The organism is Rubrivivax sp. A210 (assembly GCF_904426505.1).
Taxonomy (GTDB): domain Bacteria; phylum Pseudomonadota; class Gammaproteobacteria; order Burkholderiales; family Burkholderiaceae_C; genus Rubrivivax.
Window position 1 is genome coordinate 121,576 of the sequence record NZ_CAJGBN010000001.1, and the last position, 22,800, is coordinate 144,375.

Annotated in this window: 17 protein-coding genes; all 17 read right to left on the reverse strand. The window is 72.5% G+C overall.

What is annotated here, in order from left to right; genetic code table 11:
• Positions 1–16 precede the first annotated feature (16 nt).
• The 17 genes from JMV16_RS00565 to JMV16_RS00645 all read right to left on the reverse strand — a co-directional run bounded on the left by JMV16_RS00565 (position 17) and on the right by JMV16_RS00645 (position 22,789).
• Entirely contained in the window at positions 17–1,678 is a 1,662-nt protein-coding gene (locus tag JMV16_RS00565; RefSeq protein ID WP_201492210.1) for a hypothetical protein, read from the reverse strand.
• 19 nt (positions 1,679–1,697) lie between these two features.
• Positions 1,698–2,249: a hypothetical protein gene (locus tag JMV16_RS00570; protein ID WP_201492211.1), complete on the reverse strand. Its 552-nt coding sequence runs from the start codon at positions 2,247–2,249 to the stop codon at positions 1,698–1,700.
• Positions 2,250–2,285: 36 nt separating this feature from the next.
• Positions 2,286–3,014, reverse strand: a complete 729-nt coding sequence (locus tag JMV16_RS00575; protein ID WP_201492212.1) for a PASTA domain-containing protein — start codon at positions 3,012–3,014, stop codon at positions 2,286–2,288.
• Positions 3,015–3,030: 16 nt separating this feature from the next.
• Entirely contained in the window at positions 3,031–4,659 is a 1,629-nt protein-coding gene (locus tag JMV16_RS00580; RefSeq protein ID WP_201492213.1) for a hypothetical protein, read from the reverse strand.
• Between the two features lie 9 nt (positions 4,660–4,668).
• On the reverse strand, positions 4,669–6,486 hold the full coding sequence (locus JMV16_RS00585) for a baseplate J/gp47 family protein (protein WP_201492214.1): 1,818 nt from the start codon (positions 6,484–6,486) through the stop codon (positions 4,669–4,671).
• A 15-nt stretch (positions 6,487–6,501) separates the two neighbouring features.
• Positions 6,502–6,972: a GPW/gp25 family protein gene (locus JMV16_RS00590; RefSeq protein WP_201492215.1), complete on the reverse strand. Its 471-nt coding sequence runs from the start codon at positions 6,970–6,972 to the stop codon at positions 6,502–6,504.
• Positions 6,973–7,305, reverse strand: coding sequence for a hypothetical protein (locus JMV16_RS00595; RefSeq protein ID WP_201492216.1), 333 nt, complete (start codon positions 7,303–7,305; stop codon positions 6,973–6,975).
• A 20-nt stretch (positions 7,306–7,325) separates the two neighbouring features.
• Positions 7,326–8,006 (reverse strand): phage baseplate assembly protein V, encoded by a 681-nt coding sequence (locus JMV16_RS00600; RefSeq protein ID WP_201492217.1) that lies wholly within the window; start codon positions 8,004–8,006, stop codon positions 7,326–7,328.
• Complete coding sequence (locus JMV16_RS00605) at positions 8,003–8,959, reverse strand: phage late control D family protein (RefSeq protein ID WP_201492218.1); 957 nt, start codon at positions 8,957–8,959, stop codon at positions 8,003–8,005. Before JMV16_RS00605 ends, JMV16_RS00600 begins: the two co-directional genes overlap by 4 nt.
• 14 nt (positions 8,960–8,973) lie before the next feature.
• Complete coding sequence (locus JMV16_RS00610; RefSeq protein ID WP_201492219.1) at positions 8,974–10,338, reverse strand: hypothetical protein; 1,365 nt, start codon at positions 10,336–10,338, stop codon at positions 8,974–8,976.
• Between the two features lie 16 nt (positions 10,339–10,354).
• Positions 10,355–10,858, reverse strand: a complete 504-nt coding sequence (locus tag JMV16_RS00615; protein ID WP_201492220.1) for a hypothetical protein — start codon at positions 10,856–10,858, stop codon at positions 10,355–10,357.
• 16 nt (positions 10,859–10,874) lie between these two features.
• Positions 10,875–11,369 (reverse strand): hypothetical protein, encoded by a 495-nt coding sequence (locus JMV16_RS00620; protein WP_201492221.1) that lies wholly within the window; start codon positions 11,367–11,369, stop codon positions 10,875–10,877.
• 36 nt (positions 11,370–11,405) lie between these two features.
• Entirely contained in the window at positions 11,406–12,842 is a 1,437-nt protein-coding gene (locus JMV16_RS00625) for a phage tail sheath C-terminal domain-containing protein (protein ID WP_201492222.1), read from the reverse strand.
• Positions 12,843–12,936: 94 nt separating this feature from the next.
• Positions 12,937–13,815: a hypothetical protein gene (locus JMV16_RS00630; protein WP_201492223.1), complete on the reverse strand. Its 879-nt coding sequence runs from the start codon at positions 13,813–13,815 to the stop codon at positions 12,937–12,939.
• 14 nt (positions 13,816–13,829) lie between these two features.
• The gene (locus tag JMV16_RS00635) at positions 13,830–14,774 is read right to left on the reverse strand and encodes a PQQ-binding-like beta-propeller repeat protein (protein WP_201492224.1); all 945 of its coding nucleotides are present in this window, start codon (positions 14,772–14,774) and stop codon (positions 13,830–13,832) included.
• A gap of 31 nt (positions 14,775–14,805) precedes the next feature.
• Complete coding sequence (locus JMV16_RS00640) at positions 14,806–19,584, reverse strand: hypothetical protein (RefSeq protein WP_201492225.1); 4,779 nt, start codon at positions 19,582–19,584, stop codon at positions 14,806–14,808.
• 7 nt (positions 19,585–19,591) lie between these two features.
• A complete protein-coding gene (locus JMV16_RS00645) occupies positions 19,592–22,789 on the reverse strand; it encodes a hypothetical protein (protein WP_201492226.1) in 3,198 nt (1,065 codons plus the stop codon).
• Between the last annotated feature and the right edge of the window lie 11 nt (positions 22,790–22,800).

Sequence of the window (22,800 nt, forward strand, 5' to 3'; positions counted from 1 at the left end):
TTCGTTCACGGGTTCATCAGACGTCGGAGACGACGTCGATGTCGCGCCAGGTCACGCTGCCCGCGACGCGGCTGGTCAGGCGCAACTGCGGCGCGGCGCTGGCAATGCCGCCGGCGGGCGCCAGCGTGCCGGCCGCGCCCTTGGCCGTGGGGGTCACGGCCACCGCGGGCGAGGCGTCGAGTTGCAGCTCAAGCGGCGCCATCGGTGCAGCCTTGGGCGGCAGGCCGACCAGGCGCAGGCGGGCGCGGGCATTGATGGGGCCGACCGCATCCTGCAGCGGTTGGGGCAGGGCCTTGAAGGGGCCGGTGGGCGGCCCGCGGCGTGGCAGCTGCGCGTTGAGCGGGTCGGCCGGAGTGGCGCTGGCGCTCGCCAGCGCCCAGCGCGCGCTGCCGCGTGCCACCACCAGCACCATCCAGGGCAGGGTGGCATCGGCCAGCGGCTGGGGCTGGGCGAAATCGAAGCGCACCCAGGCCTCGGGGGCATAGGCCGCGGCCGCGGCCAGCGTCACAGGCTCGCTGGCACCCTGCGGCAGGGCGGCCAGCGGGGCGCCGCCCACAGGGTCGGCCGACCACAGCACCACGCGCACCTCGGCGCCGTCGCCATCCACAGCCAGTGGCAGGCGCAGCGCCGTCAGCGTGGCCAGGCCGCTGCCCGGGGGCAGGCGAACGGCGACGGCGCGGCCGGAGTCGACCAGCAACTCGGCCAGCACCGGCGTGCCGCTGGCCTGGGCCGCGTCGGGCCCCAGCGGCGGCAGCACGCGCTCGGCCGCCAGGTCAGCCTCGGCGATCCAGCGAACTTCGTCGATGCGGCGCAGGCCGGGGCCGGGCGGCGAGGGCAGGTCTATGGGCAGATCGATGCGGCCCTCGCTGTCGAAATCGCTGCGGGTGCTGGTCTCGCCACCGAAGCGCAGGCGGCGGATGCGGCGCAGCTTGGGTGTGCCCGAGGTGGCCAGTGAAAGCTCGCAAGGCACGGCGGTGCGCAGCGTGAGCTGGAAGCTGGCCGGCGCCTCGTCGCCCAGCGGATTGGCGGCCAGCGCCGCCAGCGCTGCCGTCAGCGGAACGATGCGGCGCGAATCCTTGTCCCAGCCGGCCTCGTCTGGCGTGGAGACGTCGCCACGCGGCTGCACCGGCTCGGGGTGCTGGTACACCGGCTGGCCGCCATCGATGCTGATGGTCAGGCCCGAGGGCGGCTCGGGCAGGCGCAGGCTGACGGCGGCCAGCTCGTCGCCGTTCAGTTGGCGCGAGATGACGACGCGCAGGCGCTCGGTGCGCACCTCGGTGAAGAGGGCGTTCGAGGTGGCGGTGGCTGCAAAGGCGGCCGTGGGTGAGAACTGCGTGCCCAGCCAGGCGAAGACCATGTTCACCTGGGCGCCGCCGGGCAGGCTGATGCCGCTGACCGTGCGCGCGGTGCCGAAATCGACCACCAGCTCGTGGCTGGTCGTCGTGTCGTAGGCGCGCACCTGGGCCACCTGCTGCAGCAGCGTGGAGTCGACCCGCCTGGCCTGCACCAGCAGCTTCCATTCGTCGACCAGTGCATTGCGTGGCAGCGCCACCGTGAGCGTGGTCTCGCTGCGGCCCTGGAACAGCGCGATCGGGTAGAGGTAGCTCATCGCCACCTCGCCGACGAGGAAGGACTCGTAGCCGCTTACGGCTGTCACGGCGGCTGACGGGGCGGCCATTTCGATTGCCGGTGGCTCGTTACTTGAAGGCCAGCGCGCCGCGCGCCGCATTGAAGGCGGCGGTGAAGCTGGTGGTGGGGGCGGCGTCGTTGATGCGCACGTCCGCGGCCACGAAACTTTCGGTCAGCGCCGTGCGTTCGGCCAGAGGAACGTCTTCGGCCTTCTCGTACTTGAGCACGGTCTGGCGCGTCACCGGGTCGGCCAGCATGCCGTCGAGCAGATCACCGACATTGCGCTGCGCCAGGTCGGCGTGGACGTTCTCGAAAATGTTGAAGGGGATCACGCTGGCCGGCGCCAGCACCAGGTCGACCACCGTGCCCACGTTCACCTTGGTGCCCGGCTTGATGCTCTGGCCCACCACGCGCGGCGTCTGGCGCGGCTGCAGCACATCAAGATTGTCCAGGAAGAAGTCAGCCGCCGCCGGGTTGAAGGTGACCGGAGGCACCTGGAAGCCCTCGCGCACCACCTTGGCGAACACGGGCTGGGCAGCGACCTCGACCACCACCTGGCTGCGGTCCAGCGAGACAGTCTGGTTCTTGCTGATCTGATTGAAAGTGGGCAGTGTGGCCATGCTTGATCTCCTGCGGGTGAACGGGAATGGCGGTGCTCAGAGCGCCACGCGTGTCTGCTTGGTGACGACCTTGCCCAGCACCAGGCCCATGCCGTCGAGCGCCTTCTGCGCCTCGGCCAGCGTGAGGCCGGCCAGCGGCGGAATCTCCACCGTGGCCTGGGCGGCGATGGTGGCCGACACCACCAGCTGCACCTGTTGACCCACCGGCACCGCCGTGCCGGAGAGCGGCAACTGCATCAGCACGCGTGCGTCGGCGAACTGCGAGCCGGGGTTGGCCACCGGCACGTCGCTGCCGGTGATGTCGAGCACGCGGGCCACGGAGATCTGCAGATTGGCGAGCGCTGCCAGTGCCTCGGCCAGCGTGAGGCCGAAGACCGATGGCATGAAGGCGCCGCTCGGGCTGAGCGCGACTGCCTGCACCCCCGCCTCGGGCACGGTGACGTTCAGCGTCGCCGGCTGGAAGCCGGTGGCCGACACCTGCAGCGTGTAGCTGCCCGGCCGCAAGCCCGGAAACATGTGCTGCGTGGATGGCGGCAGCGGCGGCACGGCATCGAAGGCGATGCCGTCACTGCGCAGCGCCGAGACGCGCACCTGGGCCAGGTCGGCGCCGGCGGCGCTGATCTGCACTTTGAGCGCCGTGGCCTCGGTGTTCTCAAGGAAGGTGTGGACCTGGCCCAGCGCGTTGACGACGTCATTCCACGCCTGCGCGGTGAGCGGTTCGCCGGGGTTGACGAGCTTCTTGATGAAGGGAGGGTCGAAAATCATGGGGTCACTCCTCGGGTCAGACCGGGGCCTCAGCCCACAGCCGGGTGCCGGCGCGCAGCGCCTCGATGGGATCGTCGCCCTCGCCGCTGGTCAGCGTGCCGCCGCCCAGCGTCCAGCGGTCTTCGATGTATTCGACGGCCAGCGCCACGCCCAGCGGGCGGAAGCGCTCGACGGCGCGTGCCACCGCCTGCAGCGTGAGTACGCCCTCGGCGTCGTCGGCGCGCCAGGCGCGAAAGCGCGGCGGGATCAGCAGCCGGGCGGCAAAGGCGCGGTGCTCCTGCCAGCTCAGTGCCACGCGCGCCGCGGTGGTGCCGGGTGGCGTGGCGGTGGCAAAGACCGAACCGTCGAAGAGCGCGGCGCCGGTGCGCGGCGTCACACCGCGCGGCGCCGGCAGTTCGAGCGAGGCGAAATGCGCCTGCTGCACGAAGAAGGCCAGCCGCGTGATGCCCACGCCTATGCCCGGCATGGGCAGGCTCTCGCCGGCCGAAGGGAAGCCGGCCGCGCGGTCGAGCGCAGTGGCCGCCGGCGCGCCCAGCGGCACGGTGACGGCAAAGTTGGCCGGCCGCGCCCCGCCCGGCGTCGCCGCGGCCGGTGTGTCGCCCTGGAAGACGGCGTCGGTAGCGGCGGGCGCTATCGCATCGGCAAAGGAGGCGCCCTGCCAGGCATAGGCGCGCGAGGTGACGTCGGCGCCATCGAGCAGCACGCGGCCGTCCTCGTTGAAGACCAGCTCAGAACCGGCTGGCACCGTGCCATCGAAGCCGACGCCGTGGCCCTCGTCGCGGTTGACCAGCATCGGGCCTATGGTGTGGTCGAGCTCGCCGGTGATGCGCACCTGCATCAGCGCGCGCTCGAAGCCGCGGCGCGTGAGCGTGAAAAGCTCGGCGTGGGCGCGCGGCGTGTTGTCGGTGCTGTCACGCCAGAGCGGGTTTTCTTCGATGCCGATCAGCTCTTCGGCCGGCTCCAGCGTCTCGTCGACCTCGCCGCCGGCGGCCGGCACGCCATGCGCCAGGCGCAGCGTGTCGTTGACGCGGGCTGCATGCCAGTAGCGATCGGCGCTGTGGACGATCTCGCCGAGTTGCAGATCCAGCGCCGCGGCGGCGCCCCGCAGCATGGCCCCCACCGTGCCATTGCCTTCGAGATGGATGGATGCGGCCTCGGCGACGCGGCGGCGCACCGCGTCGGCCAGGCGCCCGCGGCGCAGCGCCTTGGCGGCCTGGGCCGAGAGACGGGCCACGGCGCGGGCGGCGTCGGCCGGCGCGGCCGGGTCGGCAAAGAGCGGCAGCACGTCCACACCGCCCTCGGCCGCGAGCGGCGCCCACAGCGCCACCAGGTCTTGGGCGGCGGCCTCGCGGCCATCGTCGTCGGCCGCGGTGTCCAATGCCTTCTGCAACTCGGCGGCACGGCGGAAGCGGCCGATCAGCACCTCGAACTCGGCCAGAGTCATGCCGTGCAGCGCGGCCAGGCGCCAGAGGTCGGTCAGCTCATCCGCATCGCCCAGCCGGTGCGAGCGCCGCACCGCGGCCAGCGCGGCGGCCAGCACATCGAGCTGCAGCGCGCCGGCCTGCACCACCGTGCCCAGCAGCTTGCCGGGACGGCCGGCCTCGAGGTGGGCCGGAAAGCGCGAGAGGATCTGGGTGGCGCGCATGGCTGGGCTTCAGACGCTGCCGGCCAGCGTGACGCGGCGTATCCACAGCCGCTCCAGGCCCGACAGCGGCACTTGCACGTCCTGCTGGTGCAGGCGCACGCCGGCGTCGACGTATTCGGCCTGGTAGTGCAGGTCGGACAGCGTGTAGCTGGCGGTCTCGGGCACCAGGTTCTTGAGCAGGGCCGGGCTCAGCACGGCGCCGGTGGCCAGTGCGGCGACGCCGTCCTTCAACCTTGTGGCGGCCTCGGTGCGCGCCACTTCGCGCGCCGTGGCCGGGTCGCCCAGCAGGCCGGCGCCCTGCAGTGTGAAGTCCACCGTGACGTCGAGCATGATCAGCGAGCCGCCGATCTGCACGTCGACGACGCCGGCCACCGGCCGCACCGTGGGGTTGTCCATCAGCAGATTGCGCCGGCGCGGGCTGGCGGGGTCGTTCTGCGGCCAGATCTCGAGCGCCACGTCGAGCACGCCGGGCAGGGCGATGAGCTGGCCGACGAGGCGGTTGTAGACCAGAGCCTCGCCGATGCCGGCCTCGGCGATGAAGGCCTGGACGACATCGCTGCCCTGGCGCTCTAGTTCGGCGCGCGCCTCGGGCGCCAGGGCCAGCGCGGCCGGGGTCAGCTCGACGTTGACATCGACAGGCAGGAACTTGAGCCCCGTGTCGGCGATGCCCAGCGTGGCCGGCTCATCGTCGTCATCGGCCACCACGCCGCCGCCGGGCGTGGCCGTGCCGGGGGGCAGCGGGGCGTCGATGTCATGCTCGATGCGCACGCCCAGCGGCCGCGTGCGCTCGATCAGGGCCACCGCCTGGGCCACGGTGGTGGTTCGCTCGCTTTCGCTGGCGGCCTCGGGCAGGGCCACGGTGAGCTTGACCACGCCCGGGTGGGCCAGGTAGTCCTCGGCGATGCGCACGTCCTTCTCGCGCAGGCCGGGCAGGCTGGTCAGTGCCGACAGCAGGGCGCCGGTGGTGGCCAGGCCGGCGCCTTCGTGGGCGCGCTGGATGCGGGCGCGCAGCAGGGCGTCGCTCTCGTCGGCGCCGGCAAAGCGCGTGGGCTGGGCGTTGGCGACGCTGTCGATGCCGAGGATGGGCCGGTTGACGACGCGGATGGCGCCGGCCGCCACCACGCCGGCGGCGCCGGGCTCGAGCGCCACCACCGGCACTTCGACCGAGAGATTGCCGCGCTGCAGCGTGCGGTCTTCGGTGGTCTCGAATTGCATCGCTGGCGCATCGGCCGTGGACAGCCGCGTGCCGGCGTCTATCGTTACGTCGCCCGGCGCCGGCGTGCTGCGCGCGAACACCACGCTGCCGCTGGCGGCCAGGCGCTGGCGGCGCTGCACGCCCACCAGGCGCGCCAGTTGATCCAGGTCGCGGCCCTCGGCGGTCTCGACGAAGCCGGCGCGGTAGACGCCTTCGAGCTGGCGCGACAGCACCGCGAAATCGCGCGCAAAGCTCTCGGCCAGCAGCCGCGTGACGCTGCCCACGTTGCGGTCGGTGAGCAGGCGCTCGGCGTCGGCGCGCTCGTAGGCTGCATAGAAGGCGCTGCCCTCGTCGGGCCAGCGGGCGTCCTTGGCCGGGCCGCCATCCAGCGTGCGCCAGGTGATGGTGTTGTCGGCCGCCAGCACGAAATCGGTCTGGGGACGGAAACGGAAGAAGGCGCCATCGACCTGGCCGACCACGCGCACGCTGCCCGCGAGTACCGCTGCCGTGGCGGCCAGGCGGTAGGGCGCCTGCTCGGGCAGGAAACGGAACTGCTCGCGCACATCGCCGCCAGTGAGCGATGACAGCAGGTCGTCGACGAACTGGGCATAGGGTTCTGCGGCGTAGGTCATGGATTCACGCTCCGGCTAGACACCCAGGGAAAAGGGCAGCACCAGGTTGAGGGGCTGTGACACCGCCTGCACGCGCAGCGACAGCGTGATGCGCACCGTCTCGCGCGGCGGCTGGTGGTCGGCAGCGACATCGACGGCCAGCACGCGCTCGATGCGGGGCTCGTCGCGCAGGGCCTGCAGCACATAAAGCTTGATCAGGTGGCGGGTGCGGTCGACATTGGGCTCGCCGATCAATTCGTGGTGGCGCGAGCCGTAGTCAGGGTGGCCCAGCGGCGCGAGTTCGCCCTTGCGCGTCTTGAGGCGGTTGGCCAGCGCCTGCTCGAAATCGGCCAGGCCGTCGGCCAGGGCGATGTCGCGCACGCCGCCGCGGCGCACGGTGTCGAGGTCGGCGTCCTCCCAGAAGCCGCTGCTGGAGCGGTAGTCCAGCAGCAGGTCGCGGCCCAGCACCGGGGCCAGCGATTCGGCAGTGCGGATCTCGCGGGCCATCTAGGGCGCTCCGGTGTCGGTGATGTAGGGCGCGGCGGGCGGGCCGATGATGGTGAGCACGCCGGGGCCGGAGGGAATCATGTCGCCCATGCGCACCAGGGGCTGGCCGTTGATCAGCACCGAAGTCGAGCCGCCCGGCCCGATGGGCAGCACATAGGGCACGCCCGAGACGCTGTTGACCATCTGACACAGGCTGCCGGCGGTGGCCAGGGGCTGGCCGCCGGCGGTGGCGATGGCCTGCAGCACGGTGGAGATCACACCGGAGTCGGGCGGCCCGGCGGCGCCGGGCGAGAGCAGCACCGCGCAGCCTATGGAGACGGGGGAGCCGGGCATGGTCTTCGTCCTCTTGCCGCTCAGCTGGGGCTGAACTGGATGTTGCCGCCCAGCGTGATCGCCGGGGCCTTGAGCTGGGCGCTGCCCTGGCCCTCGACCTTGGTGGCCACGCCTGAGAGACTGAGATTGCCCTGGGCCTTGAGGTCGATGTTGCCGCTAGCCTCGACGCTGAAATCGCCCTGAGTCTTGATCGTGAGCTTGGCCGCCGAGGTGATGGCGACATCGCCGTCCTTGTTGACGACCAGCTCGGTGCCGCCGAGCTTGACGGTGAGGTGCTCGTCGTCCAGCGTCAGCGTGACATCGCTGCCCAGCTCGATATGGACGCGGCGCAGCGAGGCGTCGCCGCCGGCGTCGCTGGGGATGTAGACCGTCTCGCCAGCCTTGGCCACGGGCGGGCGCACCTGGGCGTCGTAGAGCGAGCCCACCACCACCGGCGCGTTCAGCTCGCCCTGGATGAAGAGCACCAGCACGGTGTCGCCCACCTGGGGCAGGCAGGCCAGGCCGAGGCGGCCGACGGCCACCGCCACATGCTGAAGCTCGACCCCGGTGGCGACCAGGCGCACGCCGACCTGGTGGTTGTCGTCGCTGCCGTCGTCGGCACGCGGGAACACGGCGGTGACCACGCCCAGCTCGGGCCCGCGCTGCCGCGCCAGCTCGTCGCGCACGATGGCGCGCAGGGTGTCGAGGATTTCGGTGCTCATGAAGGCGCACCTTCCACGCGCAGGCGCGTCAGAAAGCCGCTGGCGCCGTCCAGCGTGTGCAGCACGGCGCGCACGCGCAGGGCGCCGGGGTCGCCGCCGGGCAGATCCTGCAGCTGAACCACGTCGCCCGGGCGCAGGGCCGGCCGGCCGGGCAGCAGCAATTCGCCGCGCACGGAAGATCTCTTGGCGCGGGCGCTCAGGCCGTCGGCCACGCCCTGGGCGCCGTCGCTGCTGGCCAGGCCGGCGGGCAGCAGGGTGGGGCCGGCACCGGCGCCCACCGGGTCGTGACGCAACCAGTGCCAGCGCGCCTCGCCCTGCTCGCTACCGGCGCCCGCCGCGGCCACGGCCGCGGGCGTGGCTTCGGCCACCGTGCTGAGGCGCCAGTCCAGCAGGTCGGCGCCGTAGCGCAACAGCGTGGGCGCGGCCGGCGAGCCGGCGGGAACGAAGCGCAGGCTGCCGTCGGCCGCCGAGCACAGGTCGGCATCGACCAGACGCGCCAGATCCTGCAAATGGCGCCACAGCGGCCGGCGGTTGTCGACATGCCAGGCCGGCAGCTTGAGCGTGGCCAGGGCCTGGTCGATCTGCACCTCGCCGGCGAGGTCGCGCACGATGTCGGCCACGCTCTGGTTGAGGAAGGCCTGCGACTTGCTGCCGCGGCTGAGCGCGAGGGTGGCTGCCAGCGCGTCCAGCACCACCTGCTGCGGCTGCTGGCTGCGCGCCTGCAACTCGCCGGCAAAGACCTCGGTCTCGTCGTCGCGCTCGCCCAGGGCGATCGTGACCGTCGCGCCCGGCGCCGCATCGGCGAACTTCGAGCCCGGCCACAACACGAGCTGGGCGCTGTCGTGGCCGCCGTCGCCGGCCAGAGCGAGTTTCAGGCGCACGAGGCCGGATTCGTCGGCGCCCAGCGCTTGGCCGTCGACGGTGAGGCGGGCGTAGGGGCGGGAGAGGGCCATGGATGTCTCGCGCGCTAGCTGCGCACGGCCCCCAGGTCGATGCCGTCGCGCTCGGCCTCGCGGCGCAGTGCGCGCGCCAGGCGTTCGAGCAGGGCCTCGTCGGATTCGGCGGCGGCCGGGCAGGGGGCGGCGGCGCCGGCCCTGGCTTCTGCCGCCGTGCCGTCGTTGGCGGCGGCCGTCGGCGCGGTGGTCCATGCGCCCGCAGAAGGCGAGGCAGCGGCTGGTGCATTGCTGGCGGCGGCTGCCGACGCTGCGGCGGCGCGCGCCGCCAGGCCGCGCAGGCCCGTCAGGCCGGAGGCTGCAGCCGCCATGCCTGCGGCGATGCCGGCGCCCAGGCCTGCCGCCCCGGCTGCTGCGGAGCTTGCCGACTGGCCGACTTCGTGGGCAGGGGCCTGGTCCCTGCCATCGCGGACCGGGCCTTCTGCCGCCCGCGGCCGACGCGGCGGGGCCGAAGTCATTGCGTCGGCCAGCGCCTGCCGGGCACCGCCCAGCCCTGGAAACTGGCTGGACATGGTCGAGCCCAGACCGGTGCCCAGACCAGGAGCCAGCCCGACACCGAGACCGGCACCGAGACCGGCACCCAGGGGACTCGTCGCCTGTGCGACGAGGGACTGCAAGGCGCTGCCCAGCGCCGGCCCCTTGCCCAGCAGTTCCAGCAGCGACTCGATGCGGTCCAGGCCGCTGGCGGGGCCGGACGCGGTGGCAACGTTGACGGCCCGCGGCCTGGTGCTTGTTGCCGTGGACCGGGTGCCTGCCGGCGCCGAGGCGGCTTCGGCACGGGGTACGCCGGGGCCGATCAGGCCGGCTTCGCTGAAGGCGGCATGCACGGCGGCGCCGAATGGCACCGAATGGCCGCCTGCGGGCGCCAGGGCCTGGGTGAAGGCGGCGCCCAGCCCGGCGCGCTCAAAACGAGCGACCAGGGTCTCCTGGGCCTCGGCGGCGGCGCGGCTGGGGGCCTGCTTCGCAGCAGGAGCCACCACCGGCCGCCGCGGGGGGTGCGGGTCCGCCAGGCCGGCCAGCGCCTTGGCCATCGCCGCGCCGGCCAGCGAAGGGATGGCAGCCAAGGGCGCGGTTGGCAGGCCATGCCTGCGCCGCCCCGCCGTAGCCGCGTCCTCACCGTCGCCATCACCCTCTGCCTCCGGGGGCGCCGCCGCCAAGGCGGCCAGCGCCGCACCGAGGCCCAACCCGGCCCGGCTGCCCATGGCCAGCGGTGCCTGGGTCAGGGCCGTCAGCGGGTCGGCGAGCAGGGGCAACTCACCCAGCGGGCTGCCCAGGCGTTCCAGCTGCTCCTGCGCCCCCGCCGCCTCGGCGCGCTGCTGCGCTGGCGCGGCAGCGTCGCGCCAGAGCTTGGACAGCAGCGGGTGCAGCGGGGAGGTCATGGTCAGTGCCGGGCTTTCAGACGGCGCGCCGCACGGCCGGTGCGGCAGCGTTGGCGGGCCGCTCGTCGCGGGCCAGCATTTCCAGGTAGAGCAGGATCTGGCCGACGGTGAGGGCCGAGCACTCGGCCGGCGTCCAGCCGAATTCGCGCGCCAGCACGAAGCAGGCGCGGGTGAGCGGCGCCTTGATGGCTTGTTCCAGATCGTCGTCGGCGATCGAAAGGCCCGACAGGCGGTTGACCTCGCCGAGCAGGAACTGCAGCAACCCCGCCGACAGCCCCTGCACCTGCTCGACAGCCAGCTTGGGCTCGACCAGGGCCTCGCGCACCATCAGCACGCTGGCCAGCAGGCGCTCGTCGCGCGACGCCTGGGCCACGCGCTGAACCTGGGCCGCGGTGAGCGGGCGCAGCAGCACATGGCCGGGCGCCGCGCCCTCGGGCAGCAGGGCCGCGGGCAGGCTCACGCGGTGCGTGGCCTGGGCGCCGGCCAGCAGGTCGTCGGCGGAGAGGGCGCGCGTGCTCACGATGCGTACCGGCAGCTCATGCGGTCGCGTCCTCGACCTTGACCCACAGCGCGCGGAAGTTGACCTTCTCCATCGCGAAGTCGTCCTCCGGCAGGCCGTAGTTCCATTCCTCGAGCTTGACGCCCATCACCGTGACGGTGGAGGCGGTGCCGGGCAGCGAGGGGTTCTCCACCCGCACGCTCAGGTTGAACGAGGGGCTGACGAAGGTGCCGGCCGGGCGGCTGTCGGCGGCGTCGCCCAGCATCAGCTTGAGCAGGGCGCCGTTGATGTAGGCGCGGTCTATGGTGCCGTAGACATTGACGTTGCCCGGGCGCAACTCGGTGGCGAAGCGCTGGCCGAGTTCGTGGAAGGGCCTGACGTCGTTGGTGACGCGCACCGTGACGCCGGTGACCCGGCCTATGGGGGTGAGCGAGTAGGCCTCGCTGACGGCCTTGGCCTTGTCGCCCTCGAGGCCGGATTCGACGGCCAGCGCGATCGAGCCGTCCGATCCGCGATATACATTGGTGCCCATGATGTTGTGCTCCTTGTGTCAGCTCAGGTGGACGGTTCAGGAAAGATTCATGATGACCTTGATGAAGTCGATCGAGAACGTCGGCTGCAGCGTCATCGTGACGATGGCCTGGCCGTTGATCTCCTGCGCCCGCGTCGCGCTCACATCGAGGGTGTAGCCCACCAGCTTCTCGTCGAGCACCATGCTCGAGAGGAAGCCGTCCAGCGTGGCCTTCAGCGCCGCGCGCACGCGGCTGTTGTTGAGGCGGCCGATGTAGGGGTTGCAGCCCAGGCGCACGCCGGCCTTGGCCTCGTCGACGATGCGCCGCACCGAGACCTGCTTGAAGGCGCCGGTGTCGGTGGTGATGCCCTTGAGCACGCGGATGCCGAAGCTGGGCACCAGCAGCATGACGCGGTTGTTGAGCAGGTTCTTCTGCTCGGCGCGCGTGTACTCGCGCGCCAGTGCGTCGACCGCCAGGTCCTTGTTGGTGAGGCTGATGTGGCTGGCCAGCGTGGACAGGCGGCCGGCCACCAGGGCCGCGGCGTAGGAAGCCGGCAGCGTGACCTGCTTGTTGGCCTCGCCGACGCGGGCCGCATCGTCGGCCTTGATGCCCGGCGCCACCAGCACCAGGCGCGGATTGCTGCCGCGGCTCACGTCGTTGGTCACCAGGGTGGACGGTTCGTTGCTGGAGGTGCCCATCACGCCGATGCGTTCGCGGCCGTCGTTCTCGGTGGCTTCGAGGTGGGCCAGCATGGTGGCGGCGCCGTCCTGGGCGCTGAAGCCGCCGGCGACGACGATGTTGACCGGCTGGGTGGCCAGCACGTCCAGCCCGGCGGCCAGTTCGGTGGTGGTGGCGGCGGCGCCGTCGGGGCCGCCGATGTCGGCCACCGCCGCGGCGGCCACGCTGGCCACCGCCGTGGCGGCGACGGCGGCGGCGGGGGCGGCCACCGAGACGAGGCGGCTGCCGTCGCGGATGGCGGCGAAGAAGTCCTGTGCGCTGGTGCCGGTGAAGGTTTCCTTCAGTCGGCCCAGCACCAGAGTCAGCGTGCTCGCCGCGCCCGCAGCGCCGGCTGTGAAGCTGGCGACGATGGCATTGGCCCAGGTGCCGGGCGAGGTGGCGTTGAGGGTGACGAGGGTCGCGTCCGCGGCGTCGCGCAGGCGCCAACTCATGGTCTGCATCGTCACGCCCACGGCCAGGTTGGCCACGCGCACCGCATAGACGGTGCTGCCGCCGCCCTTGAAGACCAGCTCCAGCGTGCGTGTCAGCGTCAGCGGCGTGGCGCCGGCCTCGGTGCTGAAACGGTCGTAGTTGCCGAAGGCCTCCTGGGCCTCGGCATAGCTGCCCAGGATGACCGGCGTGTTCAGCGGCCCGCGGTTGGCGGTGCCGACGACACCGATATTGCCGACGGCGATGCCGCCAACGCCGATCAGGCCTTCGGAACGCACCTCGATATAGGTGCCGGGCAGGATCATCTCGCTGATCACTTCGCTCATCGCGTCTCTCCTTCAGTGGCGGGGTGTGGGGTCTGCGGACGAACGCCGCCCGCCGGCGGTGGACGCGCATCGCGGCCTGGGTGAGGCTTGGTCGTCATGGGCTGGTCTCGGTGGTCTCGGTGAAGAGGGTGGTGATCAGCGCGCCGCTTGCGGGCTCGACGCTGGTGGCCAGCAGGTGGCTGGTGATGGGCACGCGGCGGATCACGCCGCCCGAGGAATCAGGTCGGTCGACGATGTGCTGGTACTCGTAGGCCAGGCGCAGCAGCCGCCCGCGCGAGCCGGCCAGCGTGGGATCGGCGCGGCCCACCGCGCCCAGAGACAGCGGCGCCAGCGTGCGCAGGCCGGCAGGCCTGCCGGCGGCGCTGTCCAGCACTTCGAGCAGAGCGTCACTGAGGGCCTGGGTGTCGGCGGCCGAGTTGGCGCGGACATCGACGACCAGCACGCCGGCGATGGGCTGTACCCGCCGCTCCCACTGGCCGACGAAGTAGGTGGCCTCGACGAAGCCCGCTGCGGGCAGCGGTGCGCCAAAGACCAGGGTGCCGATGGCGGCGTCGGGGCGCACCTCGGTGGCGCCCGGCGGCGCATTGACGACTGTGCGCGCGGCGCCGGCCACATTGACCTGCAGGTCGGCCGAGGCCATGAAGCCCTCGCTGCCGTCGGCCTTGACCCAGCCGCCATGGGGCAGCACCAGGCTCAGGCGGTCGGCGCTGAGCAGGCGGAAAGTCGGCTCTTCAGGCAGCACCGGGTTGGCCAGATCGATGCGAGCCGTGACCGCGAGCGCGCCGCTGACGAGGCTGGCTCTTTCGCCCAGGCCTGCACCCTGGCGCCTGACCTCGTCGAGCGAGAGCACCAGGGCTGGCAGTTCGGCGGCTCCCGAGGGCAGCGCCGTGCCCACCAGGGCCGGCGACGGCACCAGGCCGGAGGCCGCGAGGCGGGCGGCCAGGTCGGTGAGGAAGGCGGTTTCGGCGGTCATGGCTGGGTGTCGATTCAGTTGACTGCGCCGGACAGGGCGTGCCGCCACAGGGGCTGGCCATCCGCCAGACGCCAGGCCCGCAGTTCGACCCCGGGCAACGCGCGCTTGTTCATGCGCGGTCCGAACTGGCGCGCCACAACCAGCGGGCCAACGCGGCAGAAGGGCGGGAACAGGCCCAGCTCGTTGTCGAGCTGGCCCAGCGCCTCGCCGTGGGGCGCGCCAAAGAAGCGCCAGCGCGAGCCACCGCTTGCGGGCGTAATGTGCAGCAGGGCGATGAATCCGGCGTCGGGCGACGGTCGGTGCAGTATTTGGTCGGACGGCGCCGCATCCATCAGCACTATGCGGTCGGTCCTGGCACCCTCGCGGCGCAGCAGCACCAGGCGCCGCAGGTTTGCGGGGTCGCCGGCCAGCGTAAGGCCCAGATCGAAGCCGGCCACCCGCCAAGCTTCCGACTGCTGGCCCATGGCGGCGAGGGGTGGGTCGGCGGGCGTACCCGGCCAGGGCGGTATCGGCGGCAAGGCCTGGGGCCGAGCAGGCAGGTCGAGCCGATCCGGGTCCAGCGCGCAGGCACCGCCCTCCGCGGCCGTACCACCGGGCCTGAGGTCACGCCAGCCCAGCAGCAGCCGCCCTTCGCTCCAGAGGACGGCTGCGATCTCGACCTCGCTGCCCGCCGCTCCGAACAAGGGCGGTCCGGCCTGGCCCAGGGCCGTGCCGTCGTCCAGCGCCAGCCAGCGTGGCCTCAGCGTGGAACCGTCCTGCTCCAGCACGAGCACGCGGTCTTCGCGCGCCAGCACGGCCAGCCGTGCCGAGTCCTGGCGCCAGCGCGGCGCCCCGGTCTCGGCCTCGACCGCCGCTACGCCGCCGGCCGCTGCCGGTACGCAGAGGCAGCGGCCATCGGGCGTGGCCATGCCATCGGGTACCGGATGCAGCGGCGTATCCGGTGCGGTGGAGGGCGTCATGCGGCGGGTCATGATGCTGCGAATGCCTGTCTCAGCGGACCCGCAGGGCCCGCGCAGCGACGTTGTCGCTGCCGTGGCCGCGCTTGAGGAAGGTCATGAAGGCCGCCTCGTCGGCAAAGAGGCCGGGCACCGGCGCCGGATCCTGGGTGTCGGCGCTGTGCACCATCGCCACCAGGATGTAGCTGGGGTGGCCGGGCGCCGGGTCGGGCACGTCCCAGGTCTGCTCGACCAGGCGGTGGCCATTGGCGGGCACATCGAGTTCGAGCTTGCCCGGCGCGACTGGCGTGATGCGTATCCAGCTGGCGAAGGCGAAGTCGGGATGGCCGTCGGCCTTGACCTTGACTGCGAAGATCTCGACCTCGGCATGCACCTGGGTCGCGCCGCGGTTGTGTACGCGCACATAGAGGTGGTTGGTGCCCGGGCGCTCGAGATGGTCTTGCGGCCGCGCGTCGAGGCGGTCGCGGAAGGCGACTTCGGCGCCGCCGGCCACTGTCGGCGCCGCCGGTACCGCGATGATGTCTGGGCTGCGCAGAGCGGAAACCGAGGCACCGGAGCCCGCGAGCCCGTCGTCGTCGACCGCGGCGCGCAGATAGAGATCGGGCAACGGCGCCGCGCCCACGGCAAGGATGCGCAGCGCCGCCCGCCGCTCGGCTGGGATGAAGGTGTCAATGCCGGGGCCGGCAACCGGCGCCGCCGGCAGCTGGCCCTGGCCGGCGGCCGGGTTGACCAGGGCCAGCAGCGCCACGTTGGCGCCGGCCAGCGCCGCCGGTGGCATCCAGTCGAAACGCTCGACCACCGGCGTGCCGGGGTCGACCTGGGCGATGCTGCGCTTGGCGCCTATGCGGGTCCAGCGCGTGCCGGCCACCGGGTCGCCACCGCCGGTGGGGTCGAAGCCGGGTGGGTTGTAGAAATCGGCCACCGGGCCGAGGTCGGGGCCGGCGCCGTTGGGCGGGATGGCGACGCCGGGCGGGGCACCTATGGGCGCGGCGATGGGCGAGGCGCGGAAATACAGGTGCAGTTCGGCCTGGGTGGCGGCCGTGCGGCCGTTGTTGTGAACCTGCACGTAGATGGCGTTGGGCTTGGTCGGGTGCAGGGTGTCCGCACCGAGCTCCTCATCGAACTCGACGCCGTCGACGCGGTCGTCGAAGAGGCGGTAGGGGGGCGCATCGACGCGGATGTCGAAGGCGTGGGTGAAGTCCAGCCCGACGATGCCGGCGGGCAGGCGCGGGTCGTCGGGCAAGGGCAGCGGCAGGCGCGGCTGGCGGCCGTCCTCGACCACGGTTTGCCGGATGAAGAGGTTCTGCGCCACCGCCGGTGGCGTGAGGTCGATGTCGTAGAGCCCGCGGCCGAAGGTGGCGATGCGCAGCCGGTTGGCGCCGGTATGCGTGGCGATGGCGTTGACCAGCGTCAGCGGCAGGCCGTTGCTGAAGGGCTGCCAGGCCACGGTGACTGGCGGCGCCACCATGGCCGCGGGTGCTGCCGGCGCTGCTGGCACCGGGCCCGGCGCGGCGGCGACGTTGATGACGATGGTGGCGCTGAGCGCGCCGCGCCGCGCCGTCACGGTGGCGGCGCCGACGGCCGTTGCGGTCACCTGACCCAGCAGCGGCGCCGCGCCCAGCGTCACGATGCCGGCCGGTGCCACCGTCCAGTCGACCTCGGTGGTGGCGTCGACGGCCGCGCCCACCGTGAACGCGAGCGAGGCGCGCAACTGCACCGTGTGGCCCACCGGCAAGGCCAGCGGCGATGGCGGTGCGATGGTCAGCACATTCGGGCAGGGCAGGCCATTGAGCGCATAGACGCCGGCCAGCGTGCCGACGAAGAGCCGCCCCGGCAGCGCCACCGGCTCGAAGGCCAGGCTGGTCATGGGACCTGGCGGCAGGCTGAGGGGGTCGACGCCGCGGGCCGGAATCGGCAGAACCGCCGCGGGCGCGTTGCCGGCCGTGACCGTCTGCGCCAGCGCCGCCGAGGCCACGCCGGCCAGCGTGGCGGTGACATTCGGGACGCCGGCCGCGACGGCGATGAACTGGCCTTCCTCGCCGACGATTGCGCTGAAGCCGCCCAGCGCGACGTTCGAACTGGCCCAGGCCACGCTGGTGGTGGCGTCGTACTGGCTGCCGTCGGCGAAGCGCGCCGTCGCCGTGAACTGGCGCCGCGCCCCCGCCACCAGCGCCGCCGGCGCCGCCGGCGTCACGGTGACCGAGGCCGGCGTGCGCGCCGTCAGATCCTGCCAGGTCAGGCCGCGGTCGAAGCTGATGCAGACGCGGCCCTGGGTGCTGGCATTGGGCACCCGGCCGACGGTGCAGACGACGACGATGCGCGGGTCGTTGGGATGGACCGCGATGCCGCTGATCGGCTGGCCCAGTGCCGCGGCCGGCAGCGCGCCCACCGGGGTCCAGGCCGCGACCCCCGCTGCATTGGTGGCATGGATCAGCGAGCCGTTGTAGAAGCCGACCCAGCCCTCGGACGTGGCGGCCGGCGCGATGGTGGGGCCGAAAGCGGCGGCGCTGGCATCGAAGCCATTGGCGACAAAGGGAACCGGTGCCGGTGTCAGTCCGGGCAGGGGCGCTCCCGAGCCGGCGGCCGTGCTGAAAAAATAGGCGCCAGCCACCGTGGCGGGCGGTACGGCCGTGATGGCGCTGGTGATCGGGTTGAACCGCAAGGCCGCGCCGGCCTGACGCCAGCCCAGCAGCAGCTGGCTGGGGGTAGCCCGATCTTGCGCGATCACCGGCACGAAGGGCGAGCCCGCGCCGGCATTGTCGACGAGCCAGTCGCTGAACCCCGCCGGCGCGGCGACTTGCGCGACGTTGCCGGTTACGCCCATCACGAACTGCGGCGCCAGGGCCTCGGGCAGATCGTTCAGTATCGGATTCACGATGCCGGGCCGGGGGGACAGCGCCACCACCGTGTTGATGCCCTGCCCGTTCTGCTGGCTCAGCACATAGCTGCGCGGATTGGCGGGATCGAAGGCGATGTAGCCACCGTCGGCCCATCCCACGTGCGCCCAAGTCGGGCCGCCGTATCCCACCCAGCTGCCGTTGTCCTGCAAGCCACCACCCGAGAAGCTGGCCAGGCCCGGCAGCGGGTGCATGGCCACATGCTGGAACTGCCCGGCCTGGATGCCGTGGCCGCGCGCGCGCCAAAAGCCCGGAGAGTGGGTCGGCCGTTGCAGGTCGCGGCTCAGCGAAACGCCGCCATCGTTGCCTATCCAGAGCCGGCGGCGGTCGTAGCGGTCGAACATCGCCGCGTGCTGGTCGGCGTGCTGGGCGTAGTCGCCGATGGTGTTGTAGTCAGGCCAGTAAAGGATTTGCTGCCAGCGGCGGCCGCCGTCGCGGCTGAGGAAGACGTCGAGCAGGCCGGCCGTCAGCACGTCGGGGTCGGTGGGGCTGGCCTCCAGTACGAGGTTGTATTCGGCCTGGTTCTGGCCGCCGCCGAGGTATTCGGCGGCGATGGACCAGCTGTCGCCGGCGTCGTCGCTGCGGTAGACCGGGGTCGGCAGGCGCACTTGCTGGAATGGCTGCGGCTGGTGAGCGATGGCGTAGAGCCGCCGCGGCTGGCGCTCGCACGCGGTCACGCGCAGGGTGGCAAAGGTCACCGGGCCTCCGACACGGCGATAGCTCGCGCCCGCCAGCGGGGCGGCGAAGGGCGCGACGTTCATCTGCAGGTCGCCGCCAGCGTCCTGCGCGACGTTGATGACCACGCGCTGGGCACCGCCGATCGGCGCCTCTATGGTGTCGCCGGGGCGGAACATGCGGCGCAGCCGCGTGCCGGCGGCCGCCGGGGCCAGCGTCACGAGGCCGGCGGCGACGCTCACGGTGCCGGTGCCGATCTGGTCGGGGATGGGGCGTGGCACGTCGAGCCGGCTGTCCCATTGAACCGGGTTGGCGGCGTGCTCGCGGTCGAAGCGGCCGCGGTAAAGGCCGCCGACGGTCGAGCCTGCGGCGGCCCCCGCAAGGCCGTCTATGGCCACCACCAGCATCAGGTAGCGCGGTGGGCCGTCGTCGCCGACGCGGGCATCGTCGCGCGGGTCGTGCACCACCACCAGGTCGGTGGCATAACCGGCCTGGCCGCCCACGGCCGCCGCCGCGGCCAGCGGCGGCGGCACGGCACCCGAGGCGATGGAGGCGGGCGGAAACTCGAGCGTGAAGACCGGCTGGCCGCTGTGCAGTTCGCAGCGCCACAGGCCGGTCTGCGAGGCGACCCAGAAGCGCAGCGGGTCGTCCGGGTCCATGCGGATGCGGCCGTAGCGCAGCGCCATGCCGCGGGTCTCGGGGCGGCTGGCGGCCTGGGCCGGAGGCTGCGAAGAGGGCGGCGCGGCGCGCAGCTGCCGGAACACCGCGGCCGCGCGCGGCCCGGCCACCGTGACCTCATAGAGGCCGCGGCCCGAGACCTGGGCCTCGAGTGGCGAGCCGGTGCCGACGTAGAGCTTGGTCGGCGCCTGCTCGGGGATGGCGATGGTGGAGACCGGGAACTGGTGCTCGGGGCCGCCCAGCGGCACCCAGGTGTCGCCGCCATCGACGCTGCGCCACAGGCCGCCGTGGGCGGTGCCGACGTAGTAGACCAGCGGGCTCACCGGATCCTGCGCCAGCGCCAACACGCGGCCGCAGACGTTGCGCGGCCCCACCGGCAGCCAGCTCTGGGCCGCCGGCGCCGCCGCCGCGCGTGCCGCGGTGGCGTGGGCGACGGCGGCGTCCAGCACCTGGGAGTAGTCGAGCTCGCTGATGCCCAGGCGGCTGAGGAAGGCCTCGGCCCGCAAGGCCACCGAATTCGGCTTCTCGGCCGGGTCGGTCAGGAGGTTGTCGAAGTCTGCCATGGCGCGCTCAGACCGTGGGCTCGGGCATGTCGAACAGATAGGCCAGGGCCCGCGTGAGCTTGCGGTTGCTGGGCTGGCCGGGACGGAAGGCGGTGTCGGCCAGCGCGTCCTGCTCGGGGCGGCCGGCCATGTCGGACCAGGCGCGCAGCAACCGGGCCCAGCCCAGCGAGTTGCTGGTGTCCTCGCCATCGGCCACGCGCAGCTGCCAGCCCGCGGGCAGGGGCGACAGCGCCGGGTCGGCGGCGGCGGCGTCACCGCGCTTCTCGCTCAGTGCCTCGCCCTGCACCAGCATCTTCCACTCGTTCTGGCGCCGGCGGTCGAGATTCCAGTTGCGGAAGACCTGGGCCACGGGGTTGAGGTCGCGGGCGCCGCCGAAGGCGCCCTTGGCGAGGTCGGCGGCCGGCATCAGGCGCGAGGTGGCGGCCAGGCAGAGCAGGGTGGCCAGGTCGGCGGCCTCGTTCATCACCGCGTCGCCGCTGTCCAGGCCGTCGTCGGCGCCGGCGACGAAGGGCAGCAGGTGCTCGGGCTCGCGGCCCACGCGCTCGAAGGTGAAGGGGCCGATGGAGGGCGGCGAGAGGATGTCGAACTCGCTCTCGAGCAGCATCGTGGTGTCCGACAGCACCTGCACCACCAGACGCGACTGGTCGGCCGCCGGGTTGCCGGCCACCATGTGGACGCGGATGGTGTCGCCGGCGCGGAACATGGCGCCGAAGGCCACCGCGCCGGCCGCGACTGTGACGGTGCAGGTGCCGACGGCGTCGACGCCGGTGTTGATCTGGGCCCCGGCGGGCGAGGGGATGGGCTGGCGCGGGTCCATCGCCAGCCGGGCGAAGGCGGTGCCGGGCGGCACGCTGGTGACACCGGCCGCGGGCGGGAAGGGCGTGGAGACGGTCAGCTCGAAATCGCTGGACACCGCCTCGACGATGCGCGCCACACCGCCGCCGGCAGGCGCCTCGATCAGGTCGCCGGGGCGGAAGAATCGGGTGAAGCGGCTCACGCCCGGGCCGGGCGCCAGCGTCACGGTGCGGGTATTGAGCAGACTGGTCACGGTGCCGACGCCGGCCGCGGCCGCCGTGGTTTCGTCGACATCGGTGCTCGCGCCCAGGCGGTCGAAGCGCACCGCCTGGGCCGCCTTGTGGGCGTGGAACACCAGCACGGCGTCGCCTCCGGGGGCGTTGAGCGTCTTGGCGCTGGCGGCGGCGGTGCGCGCGGCTATGAGTGACTCGACCGTGACCGTCTTGTCGTCGTCCAGGTCTTCCGGGTCGCCGGCGTCGACGAAGGCGCTGCCGGGGGCCAGTTCGGCGTCTTCGAGCGCATCGCCGGCCGTATGCGCCAGTTCGGTGACCAGGCCCTGGGCGCCCCCGCGCAGTACCTGAGTCTGCAGGTAGGCGGCGAATTCCGAGGCCGTCATCGGTGCCGGCGGCACTGGCACCATGGTAGAGGCGCCGTCGACGAGGAATTCCAGCCGGTCGCCCAGGTGGCGCAGCTGCACCGTGCCGTCGCCGCTCCACCAGAGCTTGAGCAGGGCGCGCCGGCCGGAGGGGTAGAAGAGCGCATCGAGCGCCGGCGAGACACCGACCGGCGAACGCAGCAACGCGGTGTCGTCGAAGAGGCGCAGGCCGTGGCGCTGGCGGCCGGCGCGCGCATTGCTCACGTCGTCGGGCAGGCCCTGGGCGTTGATGAAGCGCAGCGCCAGCGCCACCAGCCACCACAGGCCGAAGAGCAGCAGGAACCAGACGACGAAGCGCCAGGCGAAGTCGACCCCATCGCCCTTGGCCTGCCCCGCCGGCGGCTCAGCGATGGCCTCGATGCCCTTGTGGAAATCGCCGAAGTAGAGCGCCAGGAAGAGCAGCGACAGGCCCACGGGAATGAGGATGGAGGCCATCAGCTGGCGCCGCCGCGGATTGGTGCTGCCCTTGAGGCCGATGAGCACCACCTCGATGATTTGCAGCACCAGCGGCAGGCCGAAGAGCAGCACCCAGCGCGGTGCCAGGCCGGAGCCGCCGGCCTCGAGCGAGGCGAGGAAGGCGATCAAGGCCACCAATTGCACGCCGGTGCTGACCCAGCCGAAGATGACTTCGGACTCGGCGCCCAGGTAGCTGGTGGTGGCCAGGATGTGGGCGTAGAGCGCCGAGGCGGCGTTGACCGCGAAGGGCAGGCTGATCAGCTCGAAGAGGCCGGCGCCGTCGTCGTGGTCTGCGGGCTTGACCTCGCGCAGGTGGTTCTTTCCGTGGGGCAGGGCCAGCACCATGGGGTAGGCCACCAGCGCCGGCACGTACATGAACCAGGTCGCGCCCAGCCAGTCCCAGTAGTCCCAGGCGACGCCGACGTCCATCACGGTGCGGAAGCTCTCGTAGCCGTCCTTCAGCAGCGCGCTCGACAGCGGTGGCGGCTTGTCGTCGGCGCGCTGCAGCTCGTAGGCGGCACCGCCCACACGCACGGCGCCGGGGCCGTAGAGTTCTTCCAGCGCCTGCTGCATTGCGGTGTAGAAGGCATCGGGCACCTGGCCGGCGGTGGGGAACCAGTCGACCCAGTGGCTGCCGCGGGTGCCGCTGCCGCGGCCGAAGATGACGCGGGCCACTTCGGACTCGATGGCGCCGACCACGGCTTCGCGCGACAGCTTGGGCAAGGCCGGATTGGGTGGCGCCGCGGCGCGGCCGGGCATCCAGGCCAGGTTGTCTATCCAGGGCGCGCTGACGACATCGGTGGCGACGTGGGCGAAGTGGCCCAGCACATAGGCCTGCATCGCCAGGCGGTCGGCGTTTTTCTCGGCGCCGCCCTCCAGGCGACTGGGCAGCAGCGGGTCGACCTTGCGCCAGAAGGCCAGCGGCAGGTCGGTGGAGCCGGCCAGCACCTGCTCGCGGTTGGCGTCGGGCGTGCCCTTGTGCAGGGTGTCGCGCAGCCAGCGCTGGCCCTTGGCATTGAACGCGGCATATCCGGGCAGCTCGGGGCCGATGGCGCCCATGAGCAGGAACTTGGACAGCTGGTCGCCGCGGGCCGGGCCGTAGAGCGGCGTCGGCGCGCTGACACCGGCTGGCGCGTTGTTGACGATGGCCAGCGCGCGCTCGGACAGCACTAGCAGATGGCGCTCGGCCTCGCTGAAGAAGCGGCCGTGGGCCTGCTTGGCCTTCAGGCGCCGCTGCAGCGAGCGCACGCGGTCACGCGCCATCAGGGCGACCGCGGCGTAGGTGATGGGTCCGGGCATGGTCTTGCTCG